The organism is Bifidobacterium callitrichos, assembly GCF_008698085.1.
Taxonomy (GTDB): domain Bacteria; phylum Actinomycetota; class Actinomycetes; order Actinomycetales; family Bifidobacteriaceae; genus Bifidobacterium; species Bifidobacterium callitrichos.
Window position 1 is genome coordinate 1 of record NZ_RZJP01000005.1, and the last position, 15,883, is coordinate 15,883.

At 63.2% G+C, this 15,883-nt stretch carries 11 protein-coding genes; all 11 read right to left on the reverse strand.

The features are described from left to right. Positions 1-196: 196 nt before the first annotated feature. The 11 genes from EMB92_RS10520 to EMB92_RS10570 all read right to left on the reverse strand — a co-directional run bounded on the left by EMB92_RS10520 (position 197) and on the right by EMB92_RS10570 (position 15,756). On the reverse strand, positions 197-1,258 hold the full coding sequence (locus EMB92_RS10520; RefSeq protein WP_150394848.1) for a hypothetical protein: 1,062 nt from the start codon (positions 1,256-1,258) through the stop codon (positions 197-199). 734 nt (positions 1,259-1,992) lie between these two features. Then, a complete protein-coding gene (locus tag EMB92_RS10525) occupies positions 1,993-3,357 on the reverse strand; it encodes a PFL family protein (protein WP_150394849.1) in 1,365 nt (454 codons plus the stop codon). Between the two features lie 95 nt (positions 3,358-3,452). Next, positions 3,453-3,725: an ACT domain-containing protein gene (locus EMB92_RS10530; RefSeq protein ID WP_043165110.1), complete on the reverse strand. Its 273-nt coding sequence runs from the start codon at positions 3,723-3,725 to the stop codon at positions 3,453-3,455. Between the two features lie 104 nt (positions 3,726-3,829). Then, on the reverse strand, positions 3,830-4,315 hold the full coding sequence (locus EMB92_RS10535; RefSeq protein ID WP_150394850.1) for a DUF2798 domain-containing protein: 486 nt from the start codon (positions 4,313-4,315) through the stop codon (positions 3,830-3,832). Between the two features lie 124 nt (positions 4,316-4,439). Further along, positions 4,440-5,672, reverse strand: coding sequence for an ISL3 family transposase (locus EMB92_RS10540; protein ID WP_150394851.1), 1,233 nt, complete (start codon positions 5,670-5,672; stop codon positions 4,440-4,442). 282 nt (positions 5,673-5,954) lie between these two features. Next, positions 5,955-7,205, reverse strand: a complete 1,251-nt coding sequence (gene galK, locus EMB92_RS10545; RefSeq protein WP_150394852.1) for a galactokinase — start codon at positions 7,203-7,205, stop codon at positions 5,955-5,957. 80 nt (positions 7,206-7,285) lie between these two features. Further along, positions 7,286-8,536, reverse strand: a complete 1,251-nt coding sequence (gene galT / locus EMB92_RS10550) for a galactose-1-phosphate uridylyltransferase (protein WP_150394853.1) — start codon at positions 8,534-8,536, stop codon at positions 7,286-7,288. A gap of 2 nt (positions 8,537-8,538) precedes the next feature. Beyond that, positions 8,539-9,348 (reverse strand): DeoR/GlpR family DNA-binding transcription regulator, encoded by an 810-nt coding sequence (locus EMB92_RS10555; RefSeq protein ID WP_043165103.1) that lies wholly within the window; start codon positions 9,346-9,348, stop codon positions 8,539-8,541. A 337-nt stretch (positions 9,349-9,685) separates the two neighbouring features. Continuing rightward, a complete protein-coding gene (locus EMB92_RS10560; RefSeq protein ID WP_150394854.1) occupies positions 9,686-10,834 on the reverse strand; it encodes a quinone-dependent dihydroorotate dehydrogenase in 1,149 nt (382 codons plus the stop codon). Between the two features lie 724 nt (positions 10,835-11,558). Continuing rightward, entirely contained in the window at positions 11,559-13,067 is a 1,509-nt protein-coding gene (locus tag EMB92_RS10565) for an NADH:flavin oxidoreductase/NADH oxidase (protein ID WP_150394855.1), read from the reverse strand. A 295-nt stretch (positions 13,068-13,362) separates the two neighbouring features. Continuing rightward, entirely contained in the window at positions 13,363-15,756 is a 2,394-nt protein-coding gene (locus EMB92_RS10570) for a transglycosylase domain-containing protein (RefSeq protein ID WP_150394856.1), read from the reverse strand. Positions 15,757-15,883: the final 127 nt, after the last annotated feature.

Here is a 15,883-nt window from a genome sequence, read left to right on the forward strand (position 1 = left end):
GTGAACAAGGGTGGGTAGGTGAACAAGGGTGGGTAGGTGAACAAGGGTGGGTAGGTGAACAGGTAGCAGATGGTAGTCAGGCATGTGGTGGGTGGGGCCAGACTGTAGAACAGACGGGGAACCAACCGGTACGGGACCGGGCGGTGGAACGGATGTCGGAGGCGATCTCCCCTATTACCATTCCCCCGTTACGTCGTCATCGTATTAGGGGTACGCCGGCGTCACGCAACATCACGGACAGACGGTTAGAACCGCACACGTCCTCGTAGGTGCAGTGGAGAATCGACGTCACGCCCGCGGCATACAACACACGATCCCGTTCCTTCTGCTCATTGAGCACCTGCTTCGCGGTACGCCCATGGGTCATGGAGACATCCTCGTACTTGGCCATGCCGTCATATTCCAGGACGATCACGCGCCCGTCGTACAGCTTCCATAGGAAATCCACTCGAAATCGACGTGCGGGATACGAGGGGTCACGGATTTCGACCTGCAATTGTGGCAGCGCGAACCCACCGATGATGATGGTCGCGCGGACCAACGACTCTCCACCGTTCTCGCTTCTCCCATCGGCGTATCTGGTCAGCATTTCGATGGGAGCGCGATCCATATGCAATCCCTTACATGCGTCACGGACCGACGCCATGCCCACACCCTTGCGCGCCGCCGAATCGAACAAGGCCAATGCGTAACGAAACTGCATGCACAGGGCACAGTCGATCAACGTCCGAGCGGGATCGGTCACGGTAATGCCGTTCACCGGATGCTTATTCACCGACGGTATATACAACCGCCTTATCTCATAAGCCCCTGTGGCCGCCATCCCGAGTCCCTGCCCGTTTGTTACCCTATGACCGCCGAAGTCCGATCCTACCGATCGGCCGGCGTCGCCGATCCCCATGGACAAGCGGGATCTATCAACGATTCCGTCCCCATTGGCATCCGCCACGTATACGGCATCATCATGAAGCACCCAGGAATGGTCGAATCCGTAGACATCCGCTGCGGTCAATCCCGCGAACACCCACAATGGATGCAATATCAATAATCCCCGTACCACATGAAGAGAACGCTCACAGGCGTTGAGCCGATGCCAGTAATCGGGGGAGATATACAGGTTCCTGTATGGCGATACCAATTCCCCCGCCTTGTGTCTCCGCTTCAGAGCACGTCTCATGGCGTCCGTGTCCCCGATGGCGCAACGGCGCTCCTCTTGCGCACGCGTAATCGCCATGTTCACTCCCTTGTGCTGCTTCATGTCTTTCACGGTAAACGTGACGGAGGGAAATGAACAATCGACACAGGGGGATTCCGGATAACCCGGACATTATGTGGATAACTCCGGGTACTTATATCAGACGGAAACAACACCCCGTCCCTCATAACAAACCCGTATACGTTGTTACGGAGGTTACCGGAATACTAGGGATTATCGGGATTACGGGGATTACCGAGGTTACCGAGGTTACCCAGTTACCGAGGGTACCGGGATGCCGGGGTTACCGGGATACCGGAGGTACCGGGGATACCGGGGTGCTGTGGATACCGTGGGCACCGGGAATTACCTGATACCAAGGGTACCGAAGTTACCCCGGATACCCAGTTACCGGGTTACCGGGATACCGGAGGTACCGGGGATACCGGGTACCAAGGGTGCCGGGTTACCCAGTTACCGAATTACCAGAGTACCGGGGCTTGCCGGCGTACGTTCAACCGGGTATTCCCATCCAACATCCGGACGAACGTACGTTGGTTACGGGTCAGAGTACGTTCATCCGGGTATTTTCTGGGGCTTTCCGGGGAAACGTACGGTGGCCACCATTTAACGTACGGTCGTCCGGAAAAGCTGTGGGAATACCCGGATGAACGTACTCCGACACAGGATGGACGGGGCTGATCCGGTCCGCTCCCGGTCCAACACCGGCCGAGTCCGGCCAACACCGGCCAACACCGGTCCGGGTCCGGCCAACACCGGCCGATCCCCGGTCCGAATCAGTTCTTGAAACTGTGGATCGGGGCGGGGATGCGGCCGCCGCGGGTGACGAACGCCTCGCACGACGTCTGGTTGACGGGGATAATCGGCGCGTAGCCCATGAGTCCACCGAAGTTCGCCATCTCGCCCACGCCCTTGCCTTCGACCGGGATGACGCGCACGGCGGTGGTCTTCTGGTTGACCATGCCGATGGCCGCCTCGTCGGCGATGAGGCCGGAGATCGTGGCAGCCGTGGTGTCGCCGGGGATCGCGATCATGTCGAGGCCGACCGAGCACACGCAGGTCATCGCCTCGAGCTTCTCGATCGTCAGGCATCCGGAGGCGGCGGCGTCGATCATGTTCTTGTCCTCGGAGACCGGGATGAACGCGCCGGACAGGCCGCCGACGTAGGACGACGCCATGATGCCGCCCTTCTTGACCTGATCGTTGAGCATCGCCAGGGCCGCGGTGGTGCCGGGGGCGCCGACCTGCTCAAGTCCGATCTTCTCCAATACCTCGCCGACCGAATCGCCGACGGCCGGGGTGGGCGCGAGCGACAGGTCGATGATGCCGAACGGCACGCCGAGTCGACGCGACGCCTCCTGCGCGACCAATTGGCCGACGCGGGTGATCTTGAACGCGGTGCGCTTGATCGTCTCGCACAGGAACTCGAAGTCCTTGCCTTTGGCGGCGTCGAGCGCACGGGAGACGACGCCCGGTCCGGAGACGCCGACGTTGATGACAGCATCACCCTCGGTGACGCCGTGGAAGCCGCCGGCCATGAACGGGTTGTCGTCGGGCACGTTGCAGAACGCCACGAACTTCACGCAGCCGTAGGAGTCGTTGTCGGCGGTACGGTGCGCGATGTCCTTGATGATGTGGCCGAGCAGCTCGACCGCGTTCATGTCGATGCCGGTCTTCGTCGAGCCGACGTTGACCGACGAGCAGACGACCTCGGTCTCGCTCAGGGCCTGCGGCAGGGAGCGGATGAGCAGCTCCTCGGCCGGGGTCATGGCCTTGGAGACGAGCGCGGAGTAGCCGCCGATCAGGTTGACGCCGACGTCTTGGGCCGCGCGGTCGAGCGCGTGCGCGATCTTGACGAAGTCCTCGGTGGTCTTGCAGCAGCTGGCGCCGACCAATGAGATCGGGGTGACGGTGATGCGCTTGTTGACGATCGGGATGCCGTAGTCGCGTTCGATGTCCTCGCCGGTGGAGACGAGGTCCTTCGCGTACGTGGTGATCTTGCGGTAGATGTTGTCGCAGGTCTCGTTGACGGACTCGCTCGCGCAGTCGAGCAGCGAGATGCCCATCGTGATGGTGCGCACGTCGAGCTTCTCCTGCTCGATCATCTGGTTGGTCTCGTGGACCTCCATGATATTCAGCATGGTGTTGTTCCTTCTGGAAAGTTGGTGGGTGAGCCATTCCTCCATACGGATGGCTCCGTCGGCGGAAAGCCCACTGGGCTTTCCGTCTCCTCGCATCAGATGCGATGCATCTTGGTGAAGATCTCCTCGCGCTGGCAGCGGATGCGCACGCCGATGTCGTCGCCGAGGTCCTCGAGGTTGCCGACCATGGCGCTGAACTCCTTGTCCGAGTTCGAGTAGTCGACGATCATCATCATGTTGAAGAATCCGTCGATGATGGTCTGCGAGATGTCGAGCACGTTGACGTGGTGGTTCGACAGGTAGGTGCAGACTCGTGCGATGATGCCGACGGTGTCCTGGCCGACGACGGTGATGATTGCCTTGTTCATGGCGCTCCTGAAATCAGATGAAAAAACGGGTGTTTCCAGTATAGGGAAACACCCGTTGCCGTGTGCCGGAGCGTCCAAGCCCCGTCCGAACAGTTCGGAGCGGATCAGGCGGCCTTGGCGACGGTCAGCGAAAACGCCCAGCGCTTGACCTTCAGCATCGACCGGAAGACCAGACGGACCAGCGGACCGCAGTAGAACAGCTGCAGTCCCAGCGCCATCGGGAAGTTCATCGCCCACGCCTTGATCCACATGCCAAAGCTCGGCTCCTTGAACAACAGGGTGGCGATGAGGCTCATCACCGGGCACATAATGCAGGTGATGCAGATGGAGATCGCGTAGGTGATGAGCTGCGGGCGATCGTCGGGACGCATGACGCTGAACGCCAGCTTGCGGGCGATGCGGCCCACGACGAACAGCTCAAGCACAAAGGCGATCGGCACCATGATCGGCAGCTCGTGAAGGGCCGCAACGAACGTCATGGCAGTCACATCGCCCGTATTCAAAGCCACGTTGTACACCACCATGCAATAGACCATCAGCGTGGCCATCATGGCGGTGAAGACGACATCCTGAAGCTTGTTCTGAGGCATGGAAAGACTCTCCTCTACTGTTTTTCCTCTGCTTTTGCGGGGTACATGCGGAAAATGCATGCGGATCGCATGCGGATCGCATAACAAAAACCGGCTATTCGCTGTTTGTGGTGGGTTGTGGGGGTTAGGCGGTGACTGCTTTGAGGTCGAGTTTGCCGCAGGTCAGGTAGATCATGGTGGCGAAGTAGTCCATGTTCCTGAATCCGCGTGCTCGTCGTTTGACGTTCTGGATGACGCTGTTGACGCCCTCGAGGACCGCGTTGGTGTACGGGTGGGTGAAGTAGGTCAGGATCTCGTTCCAGTGCCTGCGGATCATGCGGGCGAGGTCCTTCATGGGTTCCAGCCGTGAGTGCATCATCCACGAGCACAGGCGGTGCAGGCGCGACCACGCCTCGCCTGGCGTGCGGCTGGTCTCGTAGATGTCCTGCAGGGTCTCGCGCATCTGGCACGCCCGGCCGGTCTTCAGCCGCTGTTTCATGAGAGCGCGTTTGGTCTCCAACTGCAGCTCGCTCAGCCCGGACTCGTTGCGCAGCCACAGGTACTTCGTCCTCTTCAGCAGCCCGTTGGAGCGTCCTTCGGCCTTCCGGACCTTGTCGACGGCCTCGTTGGCGTGCTTGACAACGTGGAACTTGTCGACGATCCGCTCCGCGTTGGGCAGGTATTCGCGGATGCCCTTCCGAAACCCCAGGCTCATGTCGCAGGTGACGAGCCGCACGTATCCGGGCACTCCGTTGTGCGCCGTGAAGTCGTCGACGAACCGTTTCACCGTGGTCGAGTCCTTGCCGGCCGTCACGTTGATCACGTCGTGCTCGACGAGGTCGGCGACCACCGTGATGTAGTTGTGCCCCTTGCGGCTGGTCTCGTCGATGCCGATGGCCTCCACGCCCGTGTAGTCCTCGAGTCTGCGGGCCTCGTCCACGTAGTGCGCGATGAACCGCCACAGGCGGGTGTCGGTCTCGTCGACCTGCTCGGCGAGCGTGCTGACCGGCAGGTGGCGGGCCATCTCGACCGCCCACGCCTCGAACAGGAGCGTGAACCCGCTGCCCGGCCTCGCCCACGGGACAGGCACGGTCCTCACGCCATGCTCCGGGCATGTCACGCGCGGCACGCCGGCATGGATGAACGCCTTGTACTGGAAGAAGTTCAGATGCCTCCACACGCGCCCGCGCGTGTCATGCACCGGGCACTCGTCCCGCCGGCACCCCGGCTCGGGGCAACGGAACCGCGAGCCCGCCTCGAAACCGATCCCGATATGCAACTCCTGCCTGCCGTCGTCGCCGTCCCGGAAATCCACGGACTCGACCCTCCAAGGCTCCCGCAACTGAAGCGCGGCCGTGAACAAACGCGAGGTATCCATGCCTCCAACCTACCCGACAGACACCACACCGCACACCATCACCCACCACAAACAACGAAAGGCCCAAAAACCGCATGACCCCGTGCCGAAATGGAACAATTCGACACAAGGCCATGCGGTTTTCAAACAGTGGAGCAACTTAGCACGCCGTCGGATTCTTCGTAAGTCCGCCGGCGTGTCGGGCCAGGGTCTTACGCCTCGCGGGCCGAGCCGTCAAACGTCAGAGTCCAGTGGACTCTGACGTAGGCGAGGGGAGCGAACGCGAATGCGTTCGCGACGGCGTCACGCCTCGCGTGACGCACTCGGCGCGGCGTACGCGGCGAGGGCGCGCGGGGCGTGGAAGCCCTGACGCTCGAACTCGTCGGCGATCTTCTGGGCGACCTCCTGGGAACGGCCCTTGTCGACGAGCGCGATGATGGAGCCGCCGAAGCCGCCGCCAGTCATGCGCGCACCGTAGGCGCCGTTCTTGCGTGCCACGTCCACGGCCACGTCGAGCTCGGGCACGGTGACCTCGTAGTCGGCGGCAAGGGAGTCGTGGGAGGCGTTGAACAGGCGTCCCGCGGCCTGGATGTCGCCCTTGGCGAAGGCGCGCACGAAGGAGCGGACGCGCTCGATCTCGGTGACGACGTGGCGCACGCGCTTCTTCATCGTCTCGTCGGGCAGGGCGTCGAGGGTTTCCTTCAAGGCCTGGAACTGGTCGTCGGCCTTGGAGATGCCGTCGGCGGCGACGCGCAGGTTGGCGACTCCGAGGACCTTGGCGGCCTCCTCGCAGGTGGCGCGGCGCTGGGCGTACTGGCCGTCGTTCAGCTGGTGCGGGGCCTGGGTGTCGACGACGAGCAGTTCGAGGTTGTACTTGTCGAGATCGAACTCCTGCTGGGAGACGTTCTCCAGCGGGGTCAGCTCCGGACGGCAGTCGAGCAGCAGCGCGTGACCGGCGGTGCAGCGCATCGAGGCGTTCTGGTCGAGGCCGCCGGTGGAGGCGCCGGCCATCTCGTTCTCGGACTTGATGGCGGCGTTGATCAGGGTCACGCGGCCGGCGTCGGAGTCGCCGTAGCCGAGGTTGTACACGTCGTCGAGGGCGAGCGCCGTGGAGCAGGTCATCGCGGCGGAGGAGCTCAGACCCGAGCCGAGCGGCACGCAGGAGGTGAACGCGGCGTCGAAGCCCTTCACCTTGGTGAAGCCAGCCTCGCGCAGAGCCCAGGCGACGCCCACCGGGTAGGCGGCCCAGCCATCCACGCCGCGGGCCTTGAGCCCGTCGAGATCAGCCTCGGTGACCTTGTCCGGGGCGACGTCGGAGACGACGCGCACCTTGGTGTCCTCGCGCGGCTTCAGGGCGATGAACGTGCGGTGCGGCAGCGCGATCGGCAGGCACAGTCCGGCGTTGTAGTCGGTGTGCTCGCCGATCAGGTTGACGCGGCCCGGCGCGCCCCACACGCCCTCGGGCGCGGTGCCGAAGGTGTCGACGAACAGCTTGGTGGCCTTGGACACGCCTTCTTCGTGGGAAAGCGGCTCAATGAATTCAACATCGGTCATTGGTGTGTTTCCTTGTTTCCTTTTTTCTTTTTTGATTGCGATTGCGATTGCGATCGAAGTCGAGACGGCCGGGCGGACGCTCAGTCGGCGATGTCGATGTCGCCCAGCTCGTGGAAGCGCTTGGCGATGAGCTCCGGGGTGGTGTCGGAGATCCAGGCGGCCATGCCGGATTCGGAGCCGGCGAGGTACTTGATCTTGTTGGCGGCGCGGCGGAAGCTGAAGAACTGGAGGTTCAGACGGTAGTTCGCGCGGCGCGGGTCGTGGATCGGGGCCTGGTGCCAGGCGGCGATGTACGGCAGGTCCATGCCCTTGCCGTCGCCCTTGTCGAAGAACGCGTTGCCGCGCTTGAGCAGGTGCGAGTACATCGAGGCGAGGTCCCAGCGCTCCTGGTCGTTGAGCTCGTCGAGGGTGAGGACGTCGCGCACCGGGGCCACGTGGACCTCGAGGGGCCAGCGGGCGGCGGCCGGCACGTAGGCGACCCAGCTGTGGTTGCGCAGGACGACGCGCTCCTTGGCCTCGAGCTCGGCGTTCATCAGGTCCTTGAGCAGGTTGCCGCCGGTCTTCTCATGATAGGCCTCGGTGTGCTGGAGCTCCTTCTCCATCTTCGGGGCGATGAACGGGTAGCAGTAGACCTGGCCGTGCGGGTGGGCGAGGGAGACGCCGATCTCCTGGCCGTGGTTCTCGAACGGGAAGATCTGCTCGATGCCCTCCATCTTGGAGATCTCGGCGGTGCGGAACGCCCAGGCCTCGACGACGGTGCGCAGGCGGGACACCGGCAGGTCGGCCGGCAGGCCGTGCTCGTCGGGGTCGAAGCAGATGACCTCGCAGCGGCCGGCGGCCATCTTCTTCTCCCACAGCGGGTTGCCGTCGACGAAAGTGACGTCCTCGGAGCGGCCAGGCACGCGGACCATCGACGGGAAGCGGTTCTCGAAAACGACGACGTTGTAGTCGGTGTCCGGAACCTCGCCGTCCTGGTACGGGTCGCCGGGCTTGCGGGCGGCCAGCGGGTTGCCCTTCGCGGTGGCGCCGGGGCCGGCGGTGATCGGGCGGTTCATGCGGGCGGTCGCCATCGGGATCCAGTCACCGGTCAGCGGGTCGCGGCGCATTTCGGGGGCCGCGTACGGCACCTCCTCGCCGGCGGCGTTCAGCTGGTTGCTGAAGCGGTACGGCAGGTTGCGCGGGTCCTTGAGCTCGCGGGTCTTCTTGCCGGAGACGTACTCCGGATCGTCGTCGAGGTAGAAGAAGTCGCGTCCGTCGGCGAGCTTCGTCGGCGTGATGCGGATGTGCTCCTTGGCGTATTCACCGGGCTCGTAGGCTGCGAAATCAGTCATGGTTACTGCTGCTCACTTTCCTGTGCGGGCTCGACCTGTTCGGCCAGGACGAGCTCATTGACCAGTTCCTTCGTTTTGGCGGCGGTATCCGGATCGAGACCGTCGTCTGTAATGACCGTTTCCACCTGGTCGAACCGCGCGAACAACGACAGCGATGTGCAGCTCCACTTGGTGTGATCGGTCAAAATGATGGTGCGATCGGCGATGCCCATCATCGCCATATCGGTTGCGGCCTCCAGCGAGTTGGGCATGAGGAAGCCGCGGGGAATCGACACGGAATGCGTGCCGAGGAAGACGGTGTTGACGCGCAGGGAGGCGATGACCTTGTCGGCGATCGGCCCGACGAGCGAGTTGGATCGCGTGGTGACGCCTCCGGTGACGATGACCTCGACGTCCTTCGATTCGAGCGCCTGCACGAGTTCGGCGACCGGAATCGAGTTGGTGAGGATGGTGATGCCGCTGGCCTGTTGGCTTTCCAGCAGGTGCTGCGCGAAGACGTAGGCCGTGGTGCCGCCGCCGATGGCGATGACATCGCCGGGAGACACGTACTTGATGGCCTCCTGCGCGATGGCGTCCTTGAGACCGATGTCCATCTGCGACTTTACAGAGAACAGCGGTTCGCTCAGCAGCGTGCTGGTGGTGACGGCGCCGCCATGGACGCGTTTGAGCAGTCCCTTGTCGGCAAGTTCGGCGATATCGCGGCGGATGGTCATCGCGGAAACGCCGAGTTCCTTACTCAGGGCCGTGATTCGCACGGCACCTCTGGTGCGAAGCCTGCTCAGTATCAGGTGTTGACGTTGTGACGATATCATACGAACATTATCGCACACAAACGCCCATTTACCAAACCGACTTGTGCGTTTCGCGCAAGGAATTTTCGGTTTTGCAAACGTTAGCGAACAAAACGGCACATCGACGACGTAGTCCTTACATCACTCGCCTGTGCGCCCGTCACTTTGTCCCGACGCCCGACACGACACGACGTCCCGCCGCGGCGTCCGATCCCATAGGATCAGCCCAAAACAGACTCCGGACCGCACCGAAACGTCCGATCCCATAGGATCCACCGCCACGAGTTCCACCCTGGCACCCGAAACGTCCGATCCCATAGGATCGGACGCCGGGGAAAGCGGCAGGGCGGCACGCGGGTCAGGCGTCGACGCCGACAGCCTCGGATACAGAGCTGAAGCCGTCGCGACGCAGCAGTTCGGCGAGCCCGCGCTTCAAGACCGTGATCTGCTGGGGGCCGCGGTACATGAGCGAGGAGATGAACATGACCAGGCTCGCGCCGGCGCGGATCCTCGCATACGCCTGCTCGGGCGTAAACACGCCTCCGATGCCGGCAATCGCGAGCCGGTCGCCGAACTCGCGGTAGGTGCGTGCCACCAGCTCCTCGCTTGCCCGCGTGCACGGGCCGCCGGAGAGGCCGCCCTCCCACTCGCGCGGGATCTCGAGGCCCGTACGGTCCTTGTTGAGGTTCGCGAGGGACACGCCCTGCACGTTGTGCTCGGTCAGCACCTCAAGCAGCTCACGCATCTCATCCCACGGCTTGTTGAGCGGCATCTTGACGAGCGTCGGCTGCGGGCGATCGATCCCGTCGAGTGCGGTGAACAGGCGATCGAGGTTCTCCGGACTGTCGGTGAACGGCTCCCCCGCGTGCGTGTTCGGACAGGAGACGTTCACCTCGACCATCGCGGTGCGGCCTGCGGCGCGACGCATCGAGATGCAGTAGTCCTCGATGCCCTCGTCGAGATCACCGCACCTGTCGTCGTTGGTGCGGGCGATCGAGACGGACACCTGCATGTCGTGCGCATGCGTCCACGCCTTCTCCGCGCGATCGATGACCTTGTCGGAGCCGATGTTGGCGAGTCCCACGTGCACCATCATCGAATCGTATTCAGGCAGGCGATGGAACCACGGCTTGGGGTTGCCGGCGCACGGACGCGACGTGGTCGATCCGACGGTCTCGAAGCCGAAGCCGGCGTTGTCAAGCAGCACCGGCATGTCGCAGTTCTTGTCGAGCCCGGCGGACAGGCCGAACGGATTGGCGAATTCGACGCCCATCACGTTGGTTTCGAGGATCGGGTCGGTGTAGTTGAGCATCGTACGCTCGGCCCACAGCAGCGGCGGGATGTGCTTGGTGACCCGGCAGAACGCGATCATGCGATCATGCGCCTCGTCCGGCGGCACGTTGAAGACGAAATTCGGCTTGATGACGTACTTGTAGCCGAAGGTGAAGAGGTCGGTCGTCGCCTTGTTGACGGCGTCATGCCAGAAGCTATCCGAAACGTAACTCATGGAGACCATTGTCTCACCATTTCGCACAAACGTCACGGCAGTCACACGCTCCATCGGCTTCATCGACTGCTACATCGACGGTTTCATCGACTCACCACTCCAAACCACCACCCAACGACCACTCAACGCCGGCTCACCCCAGAACCAACCACTCCAGAACAGATCACCCAACGCAACCGACCACCCAACGACCGACCGCAGTCCCCCAGCGTCACAAATTCCCGGAATCACCCCCAAGCTCGGGAAAAAGTGACGCCCAGAAGAAGGCAGCGTCATAAATTCCCGCGATATTGAAAGAGCTCGGGAAAAAGTGACGCCCAGAAAAGATCAACGTCACCTTTCCCGAGGTATGAGGAAATCCCGGGAAAAAGTGACACTGGGACACTGGGAGATGGACGTAGGATCCGTCTGACGGAGGAAGACGAATCCTACGGGAGTTAGTCCGTACGGGAGTTGATCCCTTCGGGAGTTAGTCCGTACGGGAGTTGATCCCTTCGGGAATTGGTCCCCACAGGAGTTAGTCCCTTCGGGAATTAGTCCCTTCGGGAGTTAGTCCGTACGGGAGTTGATCCGTACGGACCATCCGGGAGTGGTACATCTGGGGGTCTTCCAGTAGATGGGGAGGCTAGAGGGAGAAGGAGGGACTCAGACACTCAGAAGGCACCACGACACCACCCAGAAGGCACCACTCAGAAGTCACCATCCCTCCGTCACCACCCAGAAGTCAGAAGGCGCCGCGGATGTACTGCGGCGCGTAGGGGGCCTTGGAGACGGGGACGCCGAGCTTGTCGGCGGCGCGCAGCGGCCAGTACGGGTCGCGCAGGGCCGCGCGTCCGATCTCGATAGCGTCCGCGTTGCCTTTGACGAGCACCTTTTCGGCCTGCTTCGGCTTGGTGATGAGACCGACGGCCGTGACCGGGACCTCGGCGCGCTTGCGCACCTGCGAGGAGAACGGCACCTGATAGTCCGGCTTGACCGGCACGGTGACGCCGGAGACGATGCCTCCGGTGGACACGTCCACCAAGTCGACGCCGTGATCCTTGAGGATCCTCGCGAGCGCGACGGTCTGATCGAGATCCCAGCCGCCGGCCGCCCAATCGGTCGCGGAGACGCGCACGAGCAGCGGCATGTCGTCGGGGATTCCGGCGCGGATCGCGTCGGCGACCTCCAGCAGGAAGCGGATGCGGCCTTCGAAGCCCTTGCCGTATTCGTCCTCACGCTCGTTGCTCAGGGGATCGAGGAACTGCGAGATCAGGTAGCCGTGCGCGGCGTGGATCTCGATCGCCTGGAATCCGGCGGCGACGGCGCGGCGGGCTGCCACGGCGAATGCGTCGACCAGTCCGTGGATCTCGTCGACGGACAGGGCGCGCGGCGTGGTGTATTCGCCGAACGGGATCGAGCTCGGCGCGACGGTGGCCCACCCGCCGGCCTCGGGTGGCACGGTGCGACCCTCGTATCCGACGGCGAAGCAGCCGGTAGAACCCTTGCGGCCAGCATGGTTGAGCTGAATCGCGGCGGCGGCGCCGGTGGCCTTGATATCCTCGACGATCCATCGCCATGCGTCGATCTGCCCGTCGTCCCACAGGCCGACGTCACACGGGGAGATGCGGCCCTCCGGGGCGACGGCCGTGGCCTCGACGATGATCATGCCGAAGCCGCCGAGCGCACGGGAGACGTAGTGCTGGTAGTGGAACGGAGTGGGACGGCCGTCGCGTCCGAGCGCGGAGTAGGTGTCCATCGGAGGCAGCCAGATGCGGTTGCGGATCGTGAGGCCGCGCAGGGTCATCGGCTCGAACAGGGCCGGTCCGTTGGAGCCGGGCTTGTCGGAGAACGTGCCGAGGAACGGGAAGATGGAGCGTTTGCCCGTCGTGACAGCTGCGGAATCGTCCGTCTTGTCGGCCTTATCGGCCTTGCCGCCCTCGACCTTGTCCTTGTCGGACTTGTCAGCCTTATCAGCTTTCTCGGCCTTGCCGGACCTGGCCGTCTTCTTCGTGTCCTTGCTCTTCTTCTTGTCGCTCTTGTCGCTCTTGTCGCTCTTGTCGGACTTGCCGCCCTTGCCGGACTTGGCGTCGCCCTTCCCGGATGCGGGCACGGCCGCGGTCGGTGCCGCCAGTCCGGAGACCGTCAGTCCGCGGAAGTCGAATCCGCTCGGGCTTTCGATGCCGCCCTGTGCGGCGTCTGCCGCGTTCGCGCCATCATTGTCGGTGATACCGGTATCCGTGGTATCCGTCATACATACCCCCTATTTGCAACGAAAAGAATCCGCGGATCGGCCGCATCGCCCCGGCCGTACGCCGTTCTTCACTGATGAACGATTTATGAACGTTCCCATTCTAGACCTGCGATCGCTCCATATACGAAGGAACGCCCACCGATGAGGTGGACGTTCCCAATGAGTACCGACCTATACCGCGGTACGTAGGTTCGTGAATTCCTTGTAACTACCCCTCAGACCCCAGACCCGCATTACAGGCCAGCTCCTCTTACAAGGGCCAAGGGCAAGGAGAGCCAAGGGGAAGAGACCACGACTACTGCGCGCCGCCGCCCTGCTGGGTGGTGTCGCCGGCGCCGCCGGTCGTGCCGCCGGTGGTACCCGCGCCTCCGGTGGTTCCGGTTCCACCGGTCGTACCGCCGCCGGTCGTACCGGTTGTGCCACCGCCGGTTCCACCGGTCGTACCGCCGGTGGTCGTGCCGCCGGTGGTGCCCGTACCGCCGCCGGTCGTGCCGTCCGTGCCGTCGTCGTTGGTGGAGGTGGAGCTCTTCTTCCTCGTGGTCGTCGACGACGCTCCGTACGTGTACTTCGAGCTCGGGTTGCCGTAGTCGTTGTCCATCGGGATATTCGCCGCGTTGACGTAGTTCTGCATGAACTCGCGCCATGCCGGCTCGGCGATGTACATGCCGTACCATGTGCCGTGGTACTTGCCGTTGATCGTCTTGTAGTTGAACGACTGCGGGGTCTCGGCGTTGCCGACGGCCACGTAGGTGGCGACCTGCGGGATGAATCCGCCGGTCAGCATGTACGTGTCCTCGTTCGTACCGGTCTTGGCGAAGGTCTTGCGTCCGCCGTCAAGCTGGGCGAGGGTCGCGTTGCCGCCGGAGCGGACGACGCCCTGATTGATCGCGTACGCGGCGGTCTCGGCCACCTCAGGGTCGATCGCCTGATGGCAGTTCGCGGACGGCACCTTGTAGTTCTTGCCGGTGGTGTCGGTCATCTTGGTGATGGCGATCGGGGTGCACTCGACGCCCTTGGCGGCGATGGTCGCGTACACGTTGGCCATCGTCAGCGGCGAGGCCTGCACGGTGCCGATGACCATCGGCGGCTGGAAGGAGTTCGAGTCGTAGACGTCCTCCTTGCCCTGGATCGAGTTGTGGTAGCCGAGCGACTTCGCGGCGTCGGCGATCGCGCACAGGCCGATCTGCGAGGCCATGGCGGCCTGCGTGGTGTTGTGGGAGAGGACCAGCGCCTGCAGCGGGGACTCGGAGGAGACGGTGCCGCCGCCGGAGTTCTGTACCTTCCACGGGATGGCGCCGAAGCTGTGTCCGTTGCAGCTGAAGCCCCTCGTGTTGACCACGGTGGAGGTGGACAGCATCTGGTTGATGGACTTGCCCTTCTGCATCCATGCGACCAGGTTGATCGGCTTCCACGTGGATCCCACGTTGAAGCCCCAGCCACCGCCGTCGATCTGATCGACGGCGTAGTTGACGGCCGTTCTGGTCGAATCGGTCTTCGCGCGATCAGTGGCGTCGAACGTGCGGTTGAGGCCGAAGCCGAGCACCTCGCCGGTTCCCGGTCTGATCACGGCCATCGCGACCTCGAATCCGGTCGGATCGTCCGGCGGGATCGTGTTGCGTGCGGTCTGCATCGCAAGGGTGTTCGCGTTGACGTCCATCGTGGTGACGATCTTCAGACCACCCTCCTTGAGGAGCTTGTTGCGCTCCTCCTCAGTGGCGCCGAACTCAGGGCTCTTCAAAATCTGGCGGGTCACGTACTCGCAGAAGAACGCGGCGTCGCCGGCCACCTGGCAGCCGGATTCGATGGTCTGCACGTCGAGCGTGTCCTTGAGCGGGGTGGCGACGGATTTGTCATACGTGGCCTGATCGATGAAGCCCTGGTCGAGCATGAGCTTGAGCACGGTGTCGCGCTCGTTCTGCGAGCGCTTGAGGTTCGCTTCGATGGTCGGGTCGAACTTCACCGGGTTCTTGGTGATGGCGGCGATCGTGGCGGCCTGCATCGCGTTGAGCTTCTCGGCCGTGGTGTTGAAGTAGCGCTTGGCGGCGGATTCGACGCCGTACAGGTTGTGGTTGCCGAACTGGGCGATGTTGAGGTAGCCCTGCAGGATCTCGAGCTTGGAGTACTCCTTCTCCATCTGCACGGCGATGAGCATCTCGCGCAGCTTGCGGGCGATGGTCTGCTCGGAGGCGTGATATTCGGCGATCGGATCATCATCCTCGCGCGCCTGCATCGCGAGCACGTTCTTGACGTACTGCTGGGTCAGGGTGGATCCGCCCTGCGTGTCCTCCCTCTTGACGAACGTCTGGAAGAACGCGCGCATCGTGCCCTGGATGTCGACGCCATGGTGCTGGAAGAATCGACGGTCCTCACGTGCGACGACCGCGTGCTGCATGGCCTTGGAGATCTTCTTGAGCGGCACGACGGTGCGGTTGTCGGCGTAGAAGTCGGTGATCTCCGTCTTGCCGTCGGAGGCGTACATCACGGACTTCTGCGGCAGGGAGGTGACGTCGAAGTCGACGCCCTCCACCTTCAGCGACGGCACCACGGCCTTGGCGACGGCGTTGGCCGCGAATACTGCGGGGGATACCATGGTCGCGACGACGATGCCACCGCCGACACACAGCATGATGTATGTCAAAAGCAAGGTGGACACGCGTCGAGCGATCAGTGAGGACTTCTTTTTCGGCATGCGGCCCATTCTAAGTGGGCGGGTGGTCCGTGATGCCGAACCTGATATGGCCGCAGTCAATTGTTCACAGTAACCGCACTCTCTGGGAATCGGCTTAATGCCGGCTTGGCGCGGCTACCGGCGAGGC

Coding starts and splice junctions, on each gene's coding strand:
- EMB92_RS10535 (WP_150394850.1), bottom strand. CDS start 4,315: ATGCCTCAGAACAAGCTTCAGGATGTCGTCTTCACCGCCATGATGGCC.
- galT (WP_150394853.1), bottom strand. CDS start 8,536: ATGACTGATTTCGCAGCCTACGAGCCCGGTGAATACGCCAAGGAGCAC.
- EMB92_RS10520 (WP_150394848.1), bottom strand. CDS start 1,258: ATGAAGCAGCACAAGGGAGTGAACATGGCGATTACGCGTGCGCAAGAG.
- galK (WP_150394852.1), bottom strand. CDS start 7,205: ATGACCGATGTTGAATTCATTGAGCCGCTTTCCCACGAAGAAGGCGTG.
- EMB92_RS10555 (WP_043165103.1), bottom strand. CDS start 9,348: ATGATATCGTCACAACGTCAACACCTGATACTGAGCAGGCTTCGCACC.
- EMB92_RS10525 (WP_150394849.1), bottom strand. CDS start 3,357: ATGCTGAATATCATGGAGGTCCACGAGACCAACCAGATGATCGAGCAG.
- EMB92_RS10560 (WP_150394854.1), bottom strand. CDS start 10,834: ATGAGTTACGTTTCGGATAGCTTCTGGCATGACGCCGTCAACAAGGCG.
- EMB92_RS10540 (WP_150394851.1), bottom strand. CDS start 5,672: ATGGATACCTCGCGTTTGTTCACGGCCGCGCTTCAGTTGCGGGAGCCT.
- EMB92_RS10565 (WP_150394855.1), bottom strand. CDS start 13,067: ATGACGGATACCACGGATACCGGTATCACCGACAATGATGGCGCGAAC.
- EMB92_RS10530 (WP_043165110.1), bottom strand. CDS start 3,725: ATGAACAAGGCAATCATCACCGTCGTCGGCCAGGACACCGTCGGCATC.
- EMB92_RS10570 (WP_150394856.1), bottom strand. CDS start 15,756: ATGCCGAAAAAGAAGTCCTCACTGATCGCTCGACGCGTGTCCACCTTG.